At 68.1% G+C, this 19,547-nt stretch carries 15 protein-coding genes; 3 read left to right on the top strand and 12 right to left on the bottom strand.

From position 1 onward, the window contains the following. Positions 1-18: 18 nt before the first annotated feature. Positions 19-1,530: a sensor histidine kinase gene (locus KY501_RS04540; protein WP_224361273.1), complete on the top strand. Its 1,512-nt coding sequence runs from the start codon at positions 19-21 to the stop codon at positions 1,528-1,530. Here KY501_RS04540 and KY501_RS04535 read toward each other — a convergent pair. Genes KY501_RS04535 through purF form a run of 3 tightly spaced genes read right to left on the bottom strand, consistent with a single transcriptional unit; the run spans position 1,527 to position 6,007 of the window. Beyond that, entirely contained in the window at positions 1,527-2,891 is a 1,365-nt protein-coding gene (locus KY501_RS04535) for a sigma-54-dependent transcriptional regulator (protein ID WP_224361272.1), read from the bottom strand. The two genes, KY501_RS04540 and KY501_RS04535, sit on opposite strands and share 4 nt — an antisense overlap. Next, a complete protein-coding gene (locus KY501_RS04530) occupies positions 2,888-4,510 on the bottom strand; it encodes a sensor histidine kinase (RefSeq protein WP_224361271.1) in 1,623 nt (540 codons plus the stop codon). The genes KY501_RS04535 and KY501_RS04530 overlap by 4 nt, the downstream gene beginning before the upstream one ends. 21 nt (positions 4,511-4,531) lie before the next feature. Further along, a complete protein-coding gene (purF, locus tag KY501_RS04525; RefSeq protein ID WP_224361270.1) occupies positions 4,532-6,007 on the bottom strand; it encodes an amidophosphoribosyltransferase in 1,476 nt (491 codons plus the stop codon). A gap of 201 nt (positions 6,008-6,208) precedes the next feature. Between purF and KY501_RS04520 the strand changes: the two genes are divergently transcribed. Then, on the top strand, positions 6,209-7,528 hold the full coding sequence (locus KY501_RS04520) for a hypothetical protein (RefSeq protein ID WP_224361269.1): 1,320 nt from the start codon (positions 6,209-6,211) through the stop codon (positions 7,526-7,528). A 160-nt stretch (positions 7,529-7,688) separates the two neighbouring features. Then, complete coding sequence (locus tag KY501_RS04515) at positions 7,689-8,288, top strand: hypothetical protein (protein ID WP_224361268.1); 600 nt, start codon at positions 7,689-7,691, stop codon at positions 8,286-8,288. Between the two features lie 24 nt (positions 8,289-8,312). On the opposite strand, the gene yhbY is transcribed toward KY501_RS04515, so the two are convergent. The 9 genes from yhbY to KY501_RS04470 all read right to left on the bottom strand — a co-directional run bounded on the left by yhbY (position 8,313) and on the right by KY501_RS04470 (position 19,311). Continuing rightward, the gene (gene yhbY, locus KY501_RS04510; RefSeq protein ID WP_224361267.1) at positions 8,313-8,603 is read right to left on the bottom strand and encodes a ribosome assembly RNA-binding protein YhbY; all 291 of its coding nucleotides are present in this window, start codon (positions 8,601-8,603) and stop codon (positions 8,313-8,315) included. A 56-nt stretch (positions 8,604-8,659) separates the two neighbouring features. After that, entirely contained in the window at positions 8,660-11,524 is a 2,865-nt protein-coding gene (locus KY501_RS04505) for a DnaJ domain-containing protein (RefSeq protein WP_224361266.1), read from the bottom strand. Between the two features lie 186 nt (positions 11,525-11,710). Next, positions 11,711-12,526 carry a hypothetical protein gene (locus tag KY501_RS04500; protein WP_373691552.1) on the bottom strand — a complete coding sequence of 272 codons (816 nt, stop codon included), beginning with the start codon at positions 12,524-12,526 and terminating at the stop codon, positions 11,711-11,713. A gap of 126 nt (positions 12,527-12,652) precedes the next feature. Then, on the bottom strand, positions 12,653-13,708 hold the full coding sequence (locus KY501_RS04495; RefSeq protein ID WP_224361265.1) for a virulence RhuM family protein: 1,056 nt from the start codon (positions 13,706-13,708) through the stop codon (positions 12,653-12,655). Then, the gene (locus KY501_RS04490) at positions 13,705-14,538 is read right to left on the bottom strand and encodes an AbiJ-NTD4 domain-containing protein (protein WP_224361264.1); all 834 of its coding nucleotides are present in this window, start codon (positions 14,536-14,538) and stop codon (positions 13,705-13,707) included. Before KY501_RS04490 ends, KY501_RS04495 begins: the two co-directional genes overlap by 4 nt. Next, complete coding sequence (locus KY501_RS53865; RefSeq protein WP_224361263.1) at positions 14,535-16,490, bottom strand: DUF3732 domain-containing protein; 1,956 nt, start codon at positions 16,488-16,490, stop codon at positions 14,535-14,537. The genes KY501_RS04490 and KY501_RS53865 overlap by 4 nt, the downstream gene beginning before the upstream one ends. Next, a complete protein-coding gene (locus tag KY501_RS04480) occupies positions 16,487-16,984 on the bottom strand; it encodes a three component ABC system middle component (protein ID WP_224361262.1) in 498 nt (165 codons plus the stop codon). Before KY501_RS04480 ends, KY501_RS53865 begins: the two co-directional genes overlap by 4 nt. Then, positions 16,981-18,222, bottom strand: coding sequence for an ABC-three component system protein (locus KY501_RS04475; protein WP_224361261.1), 1,242 nt, complete (start codon positions 18,220-18,222; stop codon positions 16,981-16,983). The genes KY501_RS04480 and KY501_RS04475 overlap by 4 nt, the downstream gene beginning before the upstream one ends. A 378-nt stretch (positions 18,223-18,600) precedes the next feature. Continuing rightward, entirely contained in the window at positions 18,601-19,311 is a 711-nt protein-coding gene (locus KY501_RS04470) for a glycosyltransferase family 2 protein (RefSeq protein ID WP_224361260.1), read from the bottom strand. Positions 19,312-19,547 lie beyond the last annotated feature (236 nt).

Here is a 19,547-nt window from a genome sequence, read left to right as displayed (position 1 = left end):
CCAGCGCCGATACACTCCATGAGGACTTCCCGGTATGCAGCCCTGCTGACCTCAATGGCCCTGCTGCTCATGCTGGGCGGGGTGGCCCTCTATTCGTTCCTCAGTCTGCGCCGGGCCATGACCCGGCTGGATCTGATCGTGCGAGAGGTGCTCTCGGCCAACGAGGCCAGCGAAGAGTCGGATCGGCTGCTCCACCATGTCTCCGACGCCATCGTGGCTCGGGACGAGGCGAGCCGGGACAAGATGATGCGTTCGGTGTCGGCGATCCAGGCGCAGATCGAGATCCTGGGCGAGGAAGCCCAGGCACCGGAGGTGGGCCACCGTCTGGAGTCGCTCCGGCGGATGGCGATCACCTGCGGGGAGCAGAGCCAACACATCTTCCATCTCGCCCTGACGAACCGCATCCCCGAGGCTGTCATCGAGAAGGCCGCGCTGGAGCGGACGACCCGGTTCATGAAGGAGGACATCAGCAACGTGGTGTCCGGAGAGCTGATGCACTATCGCGGCCTGCGCGCCGAGCTGAGCGATCGGGCGGCGCGGATGGCGGTGCTGATCGTCACGGCCACGGGGGCCATCCTGCTGGCGAGCTTTCTCCTCCTGGGCTTCGCCTTCCGGGACGAGCTGCGCAAGCGGGAGCGGCTCAATGTCGAGCTGGAGGCGCGAGTGCGTGCTCGGAGCCAGGAGCTGGAGGCCACGCAGCGGCAGCTGGTGGAAGCTGCCCACCTGGCGGGCCGGGCCGAGGTCTCCGCCAGCGTGCTGCACAACGTGGGCAACGTCCTCAACAGCTTGAACATCAACGCCAACCTGTCCGCCGAGGCGCTCAAGCATCTGGCGCTCAACCGGATCGCGCGTACGGGCGAGCTCATCGAGCAGCACCGCGATGAGCCCGGGTGGCTCCGGGATGATCCGCGGGGCAAGATGGTGCCCGAGTTCCTTGGACGGCTCGGCCGGGAGCTGGAGCGGGAGCGGGAGCGGCTCATTGCCCAGCAGCACGAGATGATCGAGCACGTGGAGCACATCAAGCAGGTCATCGCCACGCAGAATGCCTTTGCCAGCCGGCAGCGGCTGGTGGAGCAGCTCCCGCTCACCGAGATCATCGAGCTGGCGCTGCGGATCAACCATGGGGCGTTGCAGCGGCACGCGGTGGATGTGGTGCGGCGCTTCGACAAGCTGCCCGAGGTGCGGGTGGAGAAGCACAAGGTGTTGCAGATCCTGGTGAACCTCATCTCCAACGCGCAGCGGGCCCTGGTGGAGGGGCGAGAGACGGGGAGGCGGATGATCGTTCACCTGGGCTGGGGCGGCCCCGGCCGCTGGCGGATCGAGGTGGAGGACAACGGGATCGGCATCGCCACGGAGAACCTGAACAAGCTCTTCCACTTCGGGTTCACGACGCGAAAGGACGGGCACGGCATCGGGTTGCACTCGTGCGCGCTCGCCGCTCAGGAGATGGGAGGCACGCTCATCGCCCGCTCCGAGGGTCCCGGTCAGGGGGCTCTTTTCCAGTTGGAGGTGCCGATGGAGGAGGCTTAAGGCTCCTCGGCGGTGCCGATGCGCTTGAGGAAGGTGGGGTAGGACAGGCCCAGCGCCTTGGCTGCATCCATGCGCCGGCCTCCCATCCGCTCCAGCACCCAGCGCGCATACGCGCGCTCCAACTCCTCCATGGGAAGGGGTTCTCCGCTCACCACGAAGGAGTCAGGGCTCGCCGCTGCTGGGGCAGAGGAGGACACGGAGCCATTGCCCAGCACCTCCAACTCCAGCTCCGGGCCGGGCTCCAGCACGAGCGCTCGCTCCAGGATGTTGCGCAGCTCCCGCACGTTGCCTGGGAAGCGGTAATGCGAGAGCCGCACCCGCGCCTGTGCTCCCAGGTGCACCTCCTTGCGGCCCAGCTCCCGGCTCAGCTCGGCCAGCAGGCCCTCGGCCAGCGGGAGGATGTCCTCGCGCCGCTCGCGCAGCGGCGGCACGTCGATGCGGAACACGCTCAGCCGGAACCAGAGATCCTCCCGGAAGGTCCCCTCTCGCATCTGCGCCTCGAGATCCCGGTTGGTCGCGGCCACGATGCGCGCCTGGCTCGTCTGCTCCGTCGTCCCACCCAGTCTGCGGAAGCGCCCTGAATCCAGGAACGTCAGCAGCTTGGCCTGGAGCCCCAGCGGCAACTCGCCCACCTCGTCCAGGAAGAGCGTGCCCCCGTGAGCCACCTCCACCAGTCCCCGGCGCGCGGCGCGCGCATCCGTGAAGGCGCCCCGCTCGTGGCCGAACAGCTCGCTCTCCACCGTCTGCTCCGGCAACGCCGCGCAGTTGATGTGGATGAAGGGCGCGCCCTCTCCCTTCGAGGACAGGCCATGCAGGTGCCGCGCGAGCTGCTCCTTGCCCACGCCCGTCTCTCCCAGCAACAACACCGGGCTGCGTGGCGAGCCAGCGATGCGCTCCAGCATGGAGAGCACCCGCTTCATGCGCTCGGACACCGGTGAAACCAGCCGCCGGCGGCCGGACAGCTCCGCCTCGGCCGCCTCCAGCCGATCCTTCAGCCGGCCCGCGTCCACCGCTCTGCGCGCGCGCAGCACCAGGTCCGCCAGCTCCACCGGCTTCGCCAGATAGTCCGCCGCTCCCGCTCGCACGGCGTCCACCGCGCTGGCGATATCCCCGTGCGCCGTCACCATCACCACCGCCGCGCCCGGCGCCTGGGCCTTCACCTCCTGGAGGAAGGACAGCCCATCTCCATCCGGCAGCCTCCGGTCCAGCACCACCAGCTCTGGCGTGCTTCGTGCCAGCGCTCCACGGGCCTCGTGCAGTGAGCGCGCCAGCGTCACGGTGAAGCCCTCGCGCTGCAGTCCCGCCGCGGCGACGGAGGAGAAGGCTCGGTCATCATCGACGAAGAGGGCCGACAGGCTCATGGGTTCGGCTCCTGCAAGGGCAGACGCACCCGGAAGCGGCTGCCTTCGGGGGTTCGTTCGAAGGTAAGACTACCGCCTTGTTGCTCCACCGCCTGGCGCGTCATCGCCAACCCCAGGCCAATCCCCTTGGGTTTGGAGGTGACGAAGGGCTCGAACAGGCGCCCCTCCAGCTTCGCCGCCGGTCCGCCCGCGTTGTCCTCCACCTCCACCACCGCGGAGCCCTCCACCTCGCGCACCCGCACGTGCACGGTGGGTTGGCTCTGTTGGCCCAGATCCTTGGCGGCTACCGTGGCCTCCATGGCGTTGCGCACCAGGTTGTCCAACGCCGTGGTGAGCAGCAGCGGGTCGCAGGTGAGCAGCAGGCTCTCCGGTGCCTCCACCTCCACGCGAACCTCTTCCGCCTCCGGCAGCGTGCGCAGCCCCTCCACCACCTCGCGCGCCAGCCGGGCCAGATCTGTCGGGGTGCGCTGGGGCAGAGGGGGGCGGCCGAAGTGCAGCAGCGAGGTCGCCAGGTGCGCCAGCCGGTCGATCTGTCCGGAGAGGGTGCGAACCACCAGGGCCTGCTCGCCCTGGCCGGACAGAAGGCCCGTGGCCGCCTTCAGCCCGTTGAGAGAGTTCTTCACCTCGTGGGCGATGAGGCTCGCCGCTCCTCCGAGCGCCGCCATCTTCTCCTGCCTCGCGGTGCGCTCCTCCATGTCCAGGAAGAGGCCGTAGACGCGCCGCCAGTGGAAGGCGAACAGCACCAGCGTGCCCACCTGCAACAGGGCGATGACGAACAGCTGCATGAGGAAGCGCGAGTGGATGGAGGCGAGGAAGGTGCTCTCGTCCGCCGCGAGCACCAGCACCAGCTCCGTGCCCGGCACCGGCGTGGCCGACGCGTACACCTCGCGTCCCGAGACCGTCAGCGGCATGCTGCCATCCGCGAGCAGCTCGCGCACGGTGCGGGGGAAGTCCGGCGTGCTCGTCCAGGTCGGCGGAGTCTCTGGGAGGAACACGTCCCCTGCCCGGTTGAGCACCAGCAGCTCCAGGTGCTCGCCCACGGGCCGGCCGCCCGGCAGCGCCGACGAGGCATTGAGCAGCCCCGCCAGCACGCCCACCAGGTGCCCCCGCCGCTCTACGGGCACAGCCACCACGAAGCTGGAGGCTCCCGGCTCCAGCGCATCCACCACCGGCTCGCGCTTGGTGAGCACGTGCTGGAACCAGGGGCGCTCCCGGAAGGACTCGGCGGGCGTGGAGCGCGGCGGATCGCTCCAGCGCACCTGCCCCCGCTCATCCAGGAGCACCGCGCCGGTGTGGAACAGCCCCTGCGGGGTGGTGAGGTCCAGCATGTCCTCGGCGGCCAGGGCTTCGACTTCGAGGCGAGGCCCCAGATCCTTCGTCACCCGCCGCAGCTCCGTCTCCAGGGATTGGAGGTGGAGGCCGAGCGCGTCCGCGTACACGCGCGCTTCATGCACGACGCGGTGCTGGTTCCACGAGCGCACCTCCGCCACGTCACTGCGGTACGAGAGCAGGGGCCCAGCCACCGCCACCAGCCCGAGCAACACGAGCCCTCCCAACACGGAGCGGGCGAACTGCCGCTCCGCGTGGAGGAGCTCAGGCCGGGCAGAGGAGGGGCGCATACCAGCGAGGCGGCGGGCGCCTCATGCGCTGATCGGCCGGGACGGGATGAGCGCTGGGCCCGTGGCCACCGCGGAGTCGGATGCCTCCGCTTCGGCCATGGCCGTCTCCGCCGAGTGGTGGGCCTTGGCGCTCAGGGCCGTGGCCTCCGGGCTCAGCTCGCCCGCCAGGTACTTCCCCGAGAAGCACGCCGTGCAGAAGGTGCTGCGCTCCGGGTCTCCCAGCGCCTTGCCCAGGCCCTCCAGCGAGAGGTAGCCCAACGAGTCCGCCGTCACGTAGCGGGCAATCTCATCCGTCGTGTGGCTGGAGGCGATCAGCTCCTGCCGGCTCGGCGTGTCGATGCCGTAGTAGCAGGGCCAGCTCGTCGGAGGAGACGAGATGCGCAGGTGCACCTCCACCGCGCCGGCCGCCTTCAGCATCTTGACGATCTTCCGGCTCGTGGTGCCGCGGACGATGGAGTCGTCCACCACCACCACCCGCTTGCCCTTGAGCACCTGCCGCACCGCCGACAGCTTCAGCTTCACCCCGAAGTGCCGGATGGACTGCTGCGGCTCGATGAACGTGCGCCCCACGTAGTGGCTGCGGATGAGCCCCACGTCATACGGAATCCCGCTCACCTGCGAGAAGCCGATCGCCGCCGGCACTCCCGAGTCCGGCACGGCGATCACCAGGTCCGCTCCCGGCGCGGGCTGCTCGCGGGCCAGTTGCCGCCCCAGCTCCTTGCGCGACTCGTACACGCTGGTGCCGAACAGCACCGAGTCCGGCTTGGCGAAGTACACGTGCTCGAAGATGCAGCGGCCCAGCCGCGACGGCGCGAAGGGCTGCATCGTCCGCATGCCCTGCGCGTCGATGACCACCATCTCGCCGGCCTCGAGCTCGCGGATGTACTCCGCCTCGATCAAGTCCAGCGCCGTCGTCTCGCTGGCCAGCACGTAGCTGTTGCGCAGCCGTCCCAGCACCAGCGGCCGGAACCCGTAGGGGTCCCTCACCGCCACCATCTGGTTCTGCGTGAGGAAGAGCAGGCTGTAGGCGCCCTTCACCTTGCTCAGCGCCTCGATGACCTTCTTCTCGAAGGTGGGCTGCCGCGAGCGGGCGATGAAGTGGATGATGACCTCGGTGTCCGAGTCCGACTGGAAGATGGCTCCATCCGCCTCGAGCGAGGAGCGCAGCTCCCGGGCGTTCACCAGGTTGCCGTTGTGCGCGATGGCCAGATGCCCGCCCGCGTACTCCACGGACAGCGGCTGGGCGTTCTTCAGCTGGCTCACTCCCGCCGTCGAGTAGCGCACGTGGCCGATCGCCGAGGTGCCCGGCAGCTTCTCGATGACGGGCGCGGTGAAGATGTCCGCCACCAGCCCCATGGCCCGGAAGGTTCGCAGGTGGTTGCCGTCCGCGGCGACGATGCCGGCGGACTCCTGCCCGCGGTGCTGCAGCGCGTGCAGCCCCAGGTAGGTCAGGTTGGAAGCCTCAGGATGGCCGGTGATTCCGAAGATGCCGCACATGGTGGCGCCTTATCCCCTTTTCAAGCGCTCAGCGGAACTGGAACCCGTGCTCCTCTGCCTGGTATTCCACCCGTCGCCAGGGTCGGGCCGTGTGGGCAGGGGCCTGCTTTCAGCAGGCAGGCGGGCAGGAGATGGCCTGGAGTCCACTCCCCGACAGCGAGTCCCCATGCCTCTGGCATGAACAGCTAGGCTGGATTCCTTATGGCGATGCGACGGCGCTCCTGGCGCTCCCTGCTCCCTTTCGCACTCCTCACCGCGGGGGCGGCCTATGCGCTGGCTTCGTGGAACTGGTGTGGCCGCTGGGACGAGAGCGCCCCCGTGCTGCGCGGTCAGGTGAAGGCCGAAGGCCCGCTCCGGGCCGGTGCCGCGAAGGTGGACCTGGTGCCTCCCTTCCCCATCGTCGTCGCAGGGTACCCGCCTCCGCGCCCCGAGGCCTCTCAGGCCAACCCGCCGCTCCATGCCCGCGCCGTCGTCCTGCAGGCCGGAGAGGCCCGCGTGGGCATCGTCTCCCTGGAGTTGATGTTCGTCACGGCTCCCATGGTGGAGCAGATCCGCTCGCGAGCCTCGGACCTGGGGCTCCACGGCGTCCTCGTGTTCGCCTCGCATACGCACTCGTCCTTCGGCGGCTATGACGCGCGGCTCGTGTCCGAGATCGGAGGCACCGGGCGCTACCGCGAGGACTCCGTGGGCGTCATCGTCTCCGCGGCCAGTGAGGCCCTCCATCAGGCCGCGGCTCGGCTCGGCGATGTGTCGCTGGAGGTGGGCGAGGCGGCCGAGCCCGGCTTTGTCTTCTCTCGCTCCGGCGGGGAGACACCGGATGGCAAGCTCACCCGGATCGTCCTCCGAGGCGCCTCGGCCCCTGTCGCGGAGCTGCTCGTCTTCGCCGCGCACCCCGCACTGATTCCCCGGCAGCGGGAGTACGTGGATCCCGACTACCCCGGACGCCTCAGCGAGCTGCGCGAGGCCCAGGGCGGCGTGGTGCTCGTCCTCCAGGGTGCGGTGGGCAATGCCTCCGTTGCCTTCAACGAAGGGCAGGGCGTGGAGCGTGCCTCGGGCTTCGCCCAGGCGCTGTCGGGCCTGGCGGACAAGACGGCGCCCGCGGCCGCTCCGAACCCGGTACGGCTCGCGCTGGCCCGCGCGGAGGTGGCGCTGCCTCGGCCGGATGCCTCGCGGCTCGTGCCCGCGCTCACCCGGGCCGCGGGGGACAACTTCTTGTGCAACTCGGCCGCGCGCACCGCCGAAGTGAGTGCGCTCACGCTCGGACCCGTGGAGCTGATCACCCTTCCCGGCGAGCCCACCACGGGCGCGGGGCTGTTGCTGGCCCAGCGCACCGGCGCCACGCGGGTGCTCGGCCTTGCCGCGGACTACCTGGGCTACGTGGAAACTCCCGAGCTCGTCAACCAGGGCGCCGGCGAGTCCAAACGCCAGTACTACGGGCCTGTATTGCTGGAGCGTCTCAGTGGTGCGGCCCAGCTCGCCTCCGAGGCCGCGGGCTTCAGCCGCGATACTTCCAAGGACTGAGCCCGTAAAAGAGCAGCCTCACCACAACCCAACTGTCTTCACCGTGTCGCTCGGAGGCGGGGCCCTCATCCCACCTGTTCGAGAAACCGTTGAAGTGCTGCAATGGAGAGAGAGAACGGAAGCAACCGCTGTTGCGTCGACGCCTTCAGGGGGGGCATCCATGCGCATGAGCGTGCCGAATCATCTGGGAATCGAGGTCACCGGGAGGGTCATCCCCGCGGCGCTCGAGGCATTTGGGGAGTTCACGGTGCTGGCCGGGCAGATGTTGATGGCCAACGGAGTCGGCCGGCCTGACAAGAACGGGTTCATCCGGGTGGACACCGAAGGCTGGTACCCGCTCGATGGCTATCTGAAGACGTACAAGGAAGTGGAGCAGCAGCTGGGCTCGCGCATGGTCCGCAAGCTGGGCGCGACCAAGGCGCGCTATGCGCTGTTCCCACCCACGCTGGTGGATATCACCACGGCGATGGGTTCCATGGACGTCAGCTTCCACATGAACCACCGGCAGCACGGGCGAGTCATGTTCGATGCGGTGACGGGCGTGATGCTGGAGGGCATCGGCCACTACCACTGCCAGTACACCACCGGGCAGCGGCGCATTTACATGCGGTGTGACAGCCCGTACCCCTGCGCGTTCGACGAGGGCTTCCTCGAGGCGACGGCCCGGCGCTTCGTGCCGACCGCCATCCTCGAGCACGACACTCCCAGCTCCTGCCGGAACAAGGGCGCCACGAGCTGCAGCTACATCGTCTCGTGGTAGCGCCCCGGAGCCGGGGCGGAGGCCTCAGAGGTCGTCGAACTCCGAGTCCTCCTCGCGCTTCTTGAAGAGCAGCGCGGTGCGGCCCAGCAGCTGGACGAGCTCCGAGCTGGTGCCCTCGGCCATCTTCTCGGCGGCCTCGTGGCGGTCCTCGGGGCCCTCGTTGACCTTCACCTTGATGAGCTCGTGATCGTTGAGCGCCTGTGTCACGGCGCTCAGGACACCCTCGGTCACGCCGGACTGGCCGACGATGACCACGGGCTCCATGTGGTGGCCCATCGCGCGCAGGGCTCGGCGCTGTTTCCCGGTAAGCGGCACATCTCCTCCTCTAGAGTGGTGGGGGCGCCTCCCGGCGGCCCCTGGGAGGGCGCACCCTACTTCTTCTGGGTCGCAATGCGGATCTCTCGCTGCGCCTCGATGTGGTCTGGCTGAATCTCCACGGTCCGCTTGAAGTGCTTCTGGGCGCCGGAGTTGTCACCCAGCGTCTTGGCGATGACACCCAGGAAGTAGTGGGCGGCGGCGCAGCGCTCGTTCTTCTTGATGGCGCCGTGGATTTCCCGGAAGGCCTCGGCCTGGGCGACCTTCTTGTCCGTGGCGGCGCAGAAGCGGGCGTAGCCTCGCCAGGCCTGGAACTCGGCCTCCGCTCCGTTGAGCTGGATGGCTTCGTCGAAGATCTTCACGGCCTCGGCGTACTTGCGCGCCTTCATGAAGACGATGCCCCGCTTGAAGCGCTCCTCCGCCTGGAGGATGGCCACCACGTCCACCTCTTGGCTGCCCTCCTCTCCGGCGCTGAGCTGCTCGATGTACTCCTTGCGGGCGTTCTCGTCCGTGAGCGTCCGGTAGGCGTCGCCGATGTAGCCGAAGATCTCGGCCTTGAGCTTCTCCAGCTCCGGAGGCGCGCCGGGCGGCAGCGTGTCCGGGTGGTACTGCCTGGCCGCCTTGAAGTAGGCGACCTTCACCGCGCCGGCGTCCGATTGCTCGGTGAGGCCCAGGCGCTCGAAGTGGTTCTGCGCCTTCATTGCCGCGGCGGTCTGCCGGAGCACGGGGATTTCATCCGCGCTGGAGCCGCTCGCGGGGGCGGCTGCCGGGTGGGTACCCGAGGCTGGGGAGGCGGGAGCCGCGGGTTTGGCGGCAGGTGCTCCGGGGGCTGGAGCCGCGGCCGCTGAGGCGGGCTTGGGTGCTGCGGCGGCCGGAGCCGGATTGGGAGCGGCGGGCCTGGCGGCTGCGGCGGTGGGATCGGGGTTGGGCGCGGCAGGCCTGGCGGCTGCGGCGGCTGGGGCCGGGTTGGGAGCCGCGGGTCTGGGCGCGGCGGCAGCGGCGGGAGCGGGGTTGGGGGCGGCGGGCCTGGCGGCAGCAGCGGCGGGAGCGGGGTTGGGCGCGGCAGGCCTGGGCGCGGCGGCAGCCGGAGCCGGGTTGGGTGCGGCGGGATTGGGCGCCGCGGCTGGAGCGGGGTTGGGAGCTGCGGGCCTGGGAGCTGCGGCAGCAGCCGGAGCCGGGTTGGGCGCGGCGGCCCTGGGCGGCTCGGGAGCTCGCTGGGCGACGGCGGCGAAGGAGACGGCCTCGAGCTCCTTCAGGAGGAACGCGAGCCGCAGGATGTGCTCATGGTCCTGCGGGAAATCGGTGAGCAGTTGCGCGAGGGATCGCACCCCGTCGACGACGGTGAGCACGCGCACCTCTTGAGGGGTGAGGCGCAGGTCACTCGTGGCGACGACGCCCTCGGACTTCATGATGGGCAGGTTCAGCACGGCCTGCAGGCGCCGCTTGAGATCCGCCGTGGGGAGGCGGCGGACCTGATCGGTCAGCACCGCCCACTTGCTGCCGAGCGGCATGGCCTTCGCGGCTGGGAGATCCCGGGCCTCGTAGGTGAAGGTGCCGGACTCCGCGCGCAGCCCCTTGACGAGGATGGAGACCGCGCGCTGGGAGAGGTGGTTGAAGGCGGTGGCCGGCTGCAGCAGCCCCAGGCCGAACAGGGCCGCGACCACCTCGCCTCCGAAGCGGTCTCGAGCGGCCTCGGCCTGCTGGAACTGCTCGGGGGTGAGCAGCCGCGCCTGGGTGAGCATCGTGCCGAGAGCATCCTCGGGGTGCGACGAGTCGATGAACTCGGGGCTGCCCTTGCGGAAGTGGATCTGGATGGCGCGGTCGCTCAGGGTCAGGGTGAGCAGTCCCGTGAGGCTGCCCGCGGCGATCCGGCCATAGAGGGCCACGGGGGAGAGCTGGGCGAGCGAGCCCTGCGCGGGAGGAGCCGGGGGCGCGGCCACCGCGGCGAAGGTACCCGAGGGGCTGGCCACCGAAGGAGGCCTCGCCGCACCCGAGGCGGGCGCGGCGCTCGCGGGAGCGGCCACCGTGGCGAAGTTCCCGGAGGGAGCCCCGGCCGGCTGCGGTCTCTGCGCGGCACCCTGGGGAGCCGCAGCGGGGGCGGGCGGTGCGAGCGGACTTCCCCCGGAGGGAGCCCCTGCGGGCCCGGGACGAGCTCCTGGAGCGGCCCCTGGAGCGGCCCCTGGAGCGGCCCCTGGAGCGGCTCCTGGAGCGGCCCCGGGGGCGACAGGGCGGAAGGTTCCCGAGGGGTTCGCGGGGGTTGCGCCAGGAGGTGCCGCGGCCGGACGAGCCCCAGGAGCAACTCCGGGAACAGCGCCAGGAACAGCTCCTGGAGCAGCCCCAGGAGCGACAGGGCGGAAGGTTCCCGAGGGACTGCCAGGCGTTGCACCGGGGGGAGCCGCGGCGGGACGGGCTCCGGGGGCGCCAGGGGGAGCGCCCGGAACAGGCCCCGGTCTGGGTGCACCGGGCTGGCCTACGGCAGGCATTCCCGTCATGGACGCCGGGCCTCGCGCCACGGCCCCTGGACCGGCTGCAGGCGCTGCTCCGGGGGCGGGTCTGGGCGCGGCGGCCTGGGCGATGGCTCCCGGGCCCGCCATGGGGGTGGCACCCGGGACCGCCGGAGCCGGAGCCACAGGCGGAGCGGCGGCTTTGGGCCCGAGCATTTCGGGGGGCAACTCGGGCCGGGTGAGCTGAACGGTCTCACCGGGGGCAATGACATCTCCCCACTGTTCGCGAGGGAAGGCATCGCGGATGTGCGGGAAGCGTCCCGGGAAGGCAAAGCGGAGCCCGTCCTCGGACACCTGGAGCCGGCCCTGGATGACGCCATTGTCGATGAGCAGCTCAATGGTCGACAGCGTCAGCGGACCCCAGATGGTGCCCTGTTCGTTGCGGACGAAGTACTGCCGGACCTCACCCTCCGCCATGCGCAGTCACGCTCCTTGGAATGTCGAACCCTACCGCCACCAGCGAGCCGAACCAAGCAAGCGGGCACGGGCACAGCTCAGGGCGCGACAGCAAGCAGTTTCTCAGAGGCCCCTTGATGGGCAGGCTGGCCCGGTTCAGCCTTCACGGACACGGTTGGCCAGAGCCGCATGCCGCGGCGCCATGCGTCAGCGCCGGTGGCGCTCGGCGACGCGGTAGAGCTGGGTGAGGGAGAAGTCCAGCAACGCCTGCCGCGAACGCAGGTACTTGAAGGCGCGCACAAATGGCAGCCACACCCGTGAGCCTACGCGCACTTGAGTTTCCTCCAGCTTCTTGCGAGGAATCCACTGGCCATCCAGGTGGCGTACCAGCACCTCGCCCAGGTAGGCGCCCACGCTGGGCACCGCGCGCTGGTCGATGAGCTGGCGCTCGAAGATGCGGGGGAAGTCCTCCCACCAGAGGTGGAAGTCCAGGTCGGTGAGGGACTCGGGGCTGAGCTTGAAGAGAGAGGGCACTTCGGTGTGGCGCATGGCCACCATGTACTCCGCCAGCAGCGAGTAGTGCTCCAGGGTGGCCTTCACGTCCGGCACGTCCGAGGGCAAGGCGGCGTGTACCGGCAGCCACTCCTCGGGCTCAGGGGGCGGGTGGGCATTGAGCTCGGCCACCTGCCGCTGGCGCATGGCCACGCTCCTCCGAGCCACCAGGCGCGAGAACAGGTCGGCCACCTCCGGAGGGAAGCGCGGCTCGACGGGGACGAGGGCGGCGTTGCGCTCGTGCAGCGAGCCCAGCACGGTGTCGTAGACGAGCTCCGGGCGCAGGTGGAGCAGGGCGCGGGCCTGGGCCTGGCGGGCCTCTTCGCGGGTGAAGCCGGCGGCGGTGGGCCAGGTCACCAGGAGCACCGAGCCGTTGGGGAGCTCCTCCACCCGGTGGGCCGGGGTGGACAGCATGCGCTCTCGCCCCAGCTTCTCTACCAGGTGGGGCCCGAAGACGTTCAACCAGCACACGTCGTAGATTCCCGGAGAACTGGAGAACGGGCGTTCTGCCGATCGGTTGCAGGACGGAGCGCTCGGCGCGACGCGCGGGCATCGGGCGCGTGGGTGGGCAGGTGAACGGGGCGAGGGTGCAGCACATCACTTGCCGCGCCCCTTCTTCCCGCGGGTCTGGGCAGGCTTCTTGAGCTGCTTCGCTGTCGCCTCGAAGGCGGCGTCGATCATGCGCGGTTTCGCGTCCTGGAGCGCCTGGTAGCGCTCGTACTCGCGCTCGGCCTTCGCCTTCGCGACTTCTGCCGAGATTGTCCCCGCGTGATCGAGCAGCTTGCGGCCGGACGCCTTGAGGAACTCGTCGAGCTTGTCGACCCAGTCGCGCATCGTCATCGGCTTCCGCTCGAGCGCCTGCAGCTCGGCGAACTCGATGTAGAGGTTCACGATGCGATGGAGGACCTGCAGCTCGGGCTCGGTCAGGTAATTCTTCGCGATCGCGGCGTCGGCCTTGCGGACCACGCCTCCCGGCCGCGTCGTTTGCAGGCCCATGAAGGGCTTCTCGCCGTCGGCGCGCTCGTGGACGATCTCGGCGGCCGTGTGCCCGTGCGCGGCCCAGTGCATCTTGTTCTGCACCGTCGCAAAGAACTGCTGCGAGAGGTCGATGTCGGCCTGATAGTCGACGCTCGTCGCGTAGATGTCGAGGACCTTCTGGTAGAAGCGCCGCTCGGACGCGCGGATGTCGCGAATCCGCTCGAGCAGCTCGTCGAAGTAGTCGGTGTGGCCTGGACCGGGCGGGTTCTTCAGCCGCTCGTCGTCCATCGTGAAGCCCTTGACCAGGTACTCCGACAGGCGAGCGTTGGCCCACTTGCGGAACTGAGTGCCGCGATGACTGCGGACGCGGAAGCCGACGGCGAGGATCGCCTCGAGGTTGTAGTGCTCGATCTCGCGCGCGACGGTGCGCTGCCCCTCGGTTCGAACTATTCGATGGCGTCGAATAGTTGCCTCCGGCGCCAGCTCCCCCTCGGCGAAAATCTCCTTCAGGTGGTGGTTCACCGTCCCGACGCCGATGTCGAAGAGCTGGGCCATGAGCGCCTGCGTGAGCCAGAGCGACTCGTCCTCGAAGCGGCACTCGATGCGCGCGCGCCCGTCCTCGGTTTGGTAGAGGATCAGCTCGCCCTTGGGCGTGACCTCGGTCGACTTCGTCACGGTCGTCTCCCAGCGTCGTGCTTCTTCACGAGGTACGTGACGACCGCAGCGCAGACTGTCGTGACCAGCTCGGCCTCCTCGGCCGACGGCTCTCGGCCCTCCTGAAGGTGTCTGCCGACCTCGGAGGCGTAGCCCCACGCCTTCTCGACTGCCGCATCCAAGGGACGTGGGATCGAGAGCGTGGCTCCGTGACTCTTCAGGAGCGCGCCGAGGGTTTGCTTGGGGTCGCCGCTGATGTCGCGAGCGACGCACTCAAGGGCTGCCATCGAGTGCTGGATCGCACCGGTTCGATCGGGCGCCGGTCGGCGCGACAGGTCGCTCAGTGCCTCGGCGACCTCGTTCTGCGCAGTGCTCCGGTTCGACTGCTGCAGTACATGCCAGGCTGACGCGACGGTCTGCTCGAACGGCTGGTCGCCTCGGTAGATGATCTGCCCACGCTCCATTTTCCAGCCGATGCCCTGCTCGTAGAGGACCTCGTTGAGCTTGCTCTCGAACTCGGTCGCGCTGCCGTTGGGCGCGCCGAATCCACGCTTCGACGCTGCAGCCTCAGCGTAGAACGCCTCCGCGATGTCGTAGACGCGGAACCACTTGCAGGTCGTGATCAGGTCCTCCACCTCGCCCGCGACGTTCGGGTACTCGGACCAGTTGCTCCGGTCTGGCATCACGCGGAGCACGCGGCAGATCAGCGCTCGCTGTGCGGACGGCGTGCCGAAGCCCTCCTCGGCGGCGATCTGCACGACCGCGTGCCGCAGAGCATCGGGTGCGTCCTCGCGCACCGTGATCGGCGCGGCTTGGCCGGAATAGCCGTGGCGTCGGCTGAACGAGGTCACTCGGCGGCTCCTTCCCCAGCGCGCGGCCAGTCGTCGGGCACGAGCTTCTTCCCGCCGCGCCAGCGCTCGACGATGGAGTCGCGGTACCAGTCCTCGTTGATGTCGGCGTGCTCAATGAGGATCACCTGCAGGCCAGGGGCGACGGCTTCGACTGCTTCGAAGATCAGTCGGAACATCTGGAGCACTCTATGCCGATCGTCATCAGGCACGAGGCCCATCGAACCATCGACGTCCTTGTCGGCCGGGAAGTAAACCTGCGACGGCTGGTCGAAGAAGATGAAGTTCGGCACGGGCCGCTTCCTCTGCACGAACCACTGGTGCAGAGCCAGATGGGCGATCAGGTGGAAGCCAACGCCGTTCTCTCCGCTGCCAATGCGGCTCATCGGAACAGCGCCATCGAGCGTGTCGGCGACGAGCGTGAGCTTCTTCAGGTCGAGGCGCATCGGTGACACCGAGTGCTCCAGCCCAAGGCGCCTCGCCCACTCGGTGAGCTTCTCGGAGAGACGAGATGCGATCGACGCAAGCTGCTCTTGGACTCGCTCATCGCTGAGCTCTTCCTCCAGTTGCTTGCTCTTCGCGGTGAGCGACTCCACCTGCGCCTCGAGCTCCTTCGTGTCGGGCACATCAGGCATGCTCTCGAGGTACAAGCTGACGCGGCCGAGGACGTGGGCCTTGCGCGCCGAGTCCGCCTGCGCCTCCGACAGCGCCGCGTTCGCAGTGCGTACTGCCTCCATCTGCGTCCGATTGCGAGTCAGCTCCTGCTGAACCTTCTGCAGACGGCTCTCGAGTTCGCCGATGGCCGCCTCGATGTGCGGTTCGACTCGCGCGACCGAAACCATCTTGCTGGCCACATCTGTAAGGGCACCTTGCAACGCTGCCAAAGGCGGCGGTGCACGTTGCTGCGGAAGCTCCTGGGCACACAGCGGGCACGAGTGTCCCGGCTCGTTCCCGTCGAAGATGCCGATCGTCGTCAGGCGCGCCCGCTGCTCCTTGGCCTCGTGTGAGAACCCCTTCTCGTCCTTGGAGAATGCGCGCGCCGCGTCGATGTCGGCGCGAATGCGACGCTGGTTCTGGAGCAGCTCCGCACGCTCGTTCGAGAGGCGCGTGAACTCACCTCCATCGGGCAGTTTGACGTCGACGGCTGTAAGGGGCGTCTGAAGCACAACGCGGAGCGCCGCTACCGCGTCCTCCCATGTCGTGGTGACGGCGTTCGATAGGCCCGTGTCGCGAGCTTGCGCGAGGAGCGCATCTGCCTTTGTCGCGCCATCTCCGCGTAGCGATTTGATCTCTGCAAGCCGACGTTCGAGGGCGCGCAGCTGCTCGCGGAGACGACGAAGCTCGCCTTGCCTCCGCACGTGGTCGTCGTCGACCGCACCGAGCAGGAACGGGAGCGTGTCCTTCAACGCCATCGCGAACCAGTGATCTGTCGTCCCGTGAAAGAGGTGCTTCTTGCTGGTGATCTCGTCTTGTTGCTGCAGGCACAGCGCCAGCGCGTGCCGCACCGTCGCGGACAGCGCCGCGCGCTTCTGGCCTGCGGGAGGCTCGTGGAGGTTGTCCCGGATACCAACCCACGACGTGAGCGTGGTCGTCGCGCCCTTCAGGTTCGTCGTGGCCCTCAGGTCCTTTGCCTCGGGCACCGAAACGGTACGCGCGGTCGCGATGAAGTACTCATCGCTCGTCTGGGCCTTCGGTGCCGGGCAGCGTCGTGCAACGAAAGCCTGCCCCGACGCGAGCTGAAGTCGGAGGCCATACCAAGACACGTGGAGACGAAGCGGACCGTGGGCAATGTGGCACTCACTGCTGCCGAAGCAGTAGTCGATGATGTCGCTGATGGCCGACTTGCCGGTCTGCGAAGCACCCGTGATGACGTTGACTTTGCCGGGCTTCAGCGAGAGCACGCGCTTGCGGCCGTCATGGCTGTAGAGGACGATGTCGAGGATCTGGACGCTCACGGTTGCACCCCCAGCAGCGCCATTACGGTTTCCGGGCCGCCGGCTTTCTCGAGCCATCTCCCGAGAAACTCGGCGCGCTTGGCGCATTCGCGGACTTCGTCGCTCGTCGTCTTGAGCGCCGCGTTCACGCGCTTCTTCATCTCGTTGTGCGCGCGGACCCCATCCTGCGAGATCGAGAGCAGCCCGTGCGAGCCGCCGAAGACGAGCGCCTCGCGCGTGAAGAGACGCAACATGGCTGCTCGTTCCCCGAGCCGCGTACGAACGAGCGGATGCTCCGAAAGCCACGTCGGCAGTGAGGTCGTGATGGCACGCGGCAGACTCTCCCGCGTCTCGAGGTGCAGTACGAACGGGAGCACGAGGAACGACACCTCGATGGCCATCGGCGTCTTCCGCTCAGAGGCATAGCCCTGCGCCGCGTGCCACAGCAGCGTCGCGCAGAACCCAGGGTTCAGCAGGTTCCGCTCTTCGATTGAGCGCTCGTGCCAGGGAGTCATTCGTCCTTCCCATCCGCATCCGCGTCACCAGGAGGGACGCTGCCGCTCGGGTTGAGAAGCTCGGCGAGCCGATCATGAAAGTCAGGGTGCCACCCGATGCGCGGAGGCTTCTCGTCCGCCAGCATGTGGAAGGAGCCGCGAACGACGAACGGCTCGGTGACGCCAGGTCGAATCGCGATGGTGGTACGCTCGGCCCAGGTGAGAATCGAGCGCGCCGCCTTCCGCTTTTCGGTCTCGGCGGCGGTGGCCTCGATCTCGTCCTTGGCGGCTTCGAAGACCAGATCCCACTCTTCGACAAGCTTCCCTTCGTATCGGGAAAGATCGCCGATGAGCAGCAGTTCCTCGCGGAGCCAACGCGAACGTTGAGCCCCAGCGCGATAGAAGTCTCGGATGGCGGCGGCGACGCGTCCTTTGCCTGCCTCGATCAGCCGGAGCTGGTGGACGAACTGATAGTTCTCGTGCGCCGCGTGGGTCGCGTCATCGAGCGTGAATTTGAGGATGTCGTCGTCGATCGGGAGGTTGTCCTGCTTGAACTGTTCTCGCAGCTCGGCCATCTCGGCTTCGATCTCGACGCTGAGAATTCCTGCTGGCTGCGGGCTCGCTGAGAGCTGCTTGATGACACGGCGGAGCCACCAGCCCTCAAGGCGCTGAAGGAATGCGTCGTGGTGCTTGGGGTCGGCTGTCCAGAACACTTCGGCCTTCAGGTCGTTGTCGATGGTCAGAACGCCCGAGGCCTGGTCGAGCACGATGACGTGATCGAGGATCGTGCGGCGTGCGGTTGCCGACACCGCGTTGAATGCGGTGAACGCGGGAACGAGTGCTTGATTCTGCGAACTCGACGGAACGGCCTCGAGCAGCGTCTGCGCACGCGCGATGTCACGCCCCTCACGTCGAAGGTACGATGCCGCACTTCCTGCGGGGGCTGCTGCCGTTGTGAGGAGATACAGGCTCGTCCCTGCGGGAATCCGGCCGTTGGCGTGGCCCTCGAACCAGACGCGCAGCGACTTCCAGAGATCGCCGCTCATGTCGCTGAGCGAGGCCTCGCGCGTCCGGTGGTGCTTGGTCTGCAGAAGCTCCTCGGCAGTGCCGCCCTTGGCTTCGAACGTCACGTCGTCGAGGGTCTCGAGCGAGACGACGAACTCCCCCTGCTTGATGCGGGATAGCGACCAGAGAAGCGCGACGCGCATCTGGTACAGGTACCCGAGCGCCGAGTCGGCAGCGGAGAACGCGGTGGTCATCAATGGCCGCCCACCGCAGTCTTCGTGGTAGAGCCGTAGTGGGTCACGGGCGGGCGGCAGCTTATCTTCGTTGCTCCCCTCGTGAACGCCTCGTCGGTCGACGCGCCATTCTCCTCGGCCGGCGATGCCGCTTCTGACTTCGCTGCAATCGTAGGCCTAGCCATTCTTGCGCCCCTCTCGCGATTGGTTCGAGACCGACCAGCGGCATCTTCCAGTGACGAAAGCATCCATCCGGACGAGTACGCGATGCGCTGGCCGAGCCGCATCATAAGAAAGGCCACACGCCGCATCATCGGCACGCCAGCCGAACTGTAGACCCGATCTGTCGCCTGCAAGTCCCGCAATAGGTTTCGGGGCGTCAAGGGCATCGGTGCCAGTTCATCGACCCATGACAAGACGGACTCCTCGGCCATACCTGAAGAAGGTTCGTAAAAAGTCGATGGCAATCTCCCGGTAGTGATGGCGAACAACCGCCTCGGCACAGCACGTGAGAGCATGGCCTGCACGCGTGATGGCAAATGAGAGGCCGGGGTCCTCTCCACCCAGCTTGGTCACCGCCTCGTCGAACCCACCGACGGCGAGGAATCCCGAGCGCCGAAAGATGCAGTTGGCGGTTACGAGGTACTTGCACGAGGGCGGCGGGTCCAGAATCCCGTGAATCGTCATGTAGTCGGCGACGAGTCCGGGAGAGGCAGGCAACACTCGGCCACCGATGCCGGCAACGTTTGGTTTCGCCCTCTGTGCCTCGTTCACCAAAGCCCTTAACCATCCGGACTCTGGCTCACAGTCATCGTCAGTGAAGGCAATCCACTCACCGCGCGCAAGCTCAACACCCCGTTTCCGCGCGCGGGCTGGACCAGCGTTTCGAGCCACGCGCTCTACGCGTAAGCAAAACGGAAGGCGTCTCTGTTGCCACGCTCGAAGCAGGTCCTGGGTTGAATCTGAGGAAGCGTCATCAATGACGACGACGTCCGAAGGTGGATGGAGCTGGGCAACCAGTGCTCGAAGACAGCGATCAACCAGTTTGGCGCGGTTGTGCGTAGGCACTACGACGGACACCGCGACCGGCCGTAGCTCAGTTCCACCCATGGTCCCCTCCCAACCCAACTTATACCGTCCCTCAATTCGAGCATCAACGAAGGGGCATCGGCTCCGCGGGAGAACCTGTGGGCGGCACTGGGAACTCTCCTCCGCCTGGAGAATGGGTCCGAGGGAGATGCAGGCGAACGCATCCGCCCTGTGCTCGATAGCGAGCAGCGCGCGCGGTCGATGACCTATGGGCGTGACTGCGAGTCGAGCGCCGAGTGCGAGCCACCGCTCGGCTG

The sequence above is a fragment of the Hyalangium versicolor genome, assembly GCF_020103695.1.
Taxonomy (GTDB): Bacteria; Myxococcota; Myxococcia; order Myxococcales; family Myxococcaceae; genus Hyalangium; species Hyalangium versicolor.
This window is presented reverse-complemented; position numbering and strand designations above follow the sequence as displayed.

Coding starts and splice junctions, on each gene's coding strand:
- KY501_RS04540 (WP_224361273.1), top strand. CDS start 19: ATGAGGACTTCCCGGTATGCAGCCCTGCTGACCTCAATGGCCCTGCTG.
- KY501_RS04535 (WP_224361272.1), bottom strand. CDS start 2,891: ATGAGCCTGTCGGCCCTCTTCGTCGATGATGACCGAGCCTTCTCCTCC.
- KY501_RS04530 (WP_224361271.1), bottom strand. CDS start 4,510: ATGCGCCCCTCCTCTGCCCGGCCTGAGCTCCTCCACGCGGAGCGGCAG.
- purF (WP_224361270.1), bottom strand. CDS start 6,007: ATGTGCGGCATCTTCGGAATCACCGGCCATCCTGAGGCTTCCAACCTG.
- KY501_RS04520 (WP_224361269.1), top strand. CDS start 6,209: ATGGCGATGCGACGGCGCTCCTGGCGCTCCCTGCTCCCTTTCGCACTC.
- KY501_RS04515 (WP_224361268.1), top strand. CDS start 7,689: ATGCGCATGAGCGTGCCGAATCATCTGGGAATCGAGGTCACCGGGAGG.
- KY501_RS04505 (WP_224361266.1), bottom strand. CDS start 11,524: ATGGCGGAGGGTGAGGTCCGGCAGTACTTCGTCCGCAACGAACAGGGC.
- KY501_RS04480 (WP_224361262.1), bottom strand. CDS start 16,984: ATGACTCCCTGGCACGAGCGCTCAATCGAAGAGCGGAACCTGCTGAAC.
- KY501_RS04475 (WP_224361261.1), bottom strand. CDS start 18,222: ATGACCACCGCGTTCTCCGCTGCCGACTCGGCGCTCGGGTACCTGTAC.
- KY501_RS04470 (WP_224361260.1), bottom strand. CDS start 19,311: ATGGGTGGAACTGAGCTACGGCCGGTCGCGGTGTCCGTCGTAGTGCCT.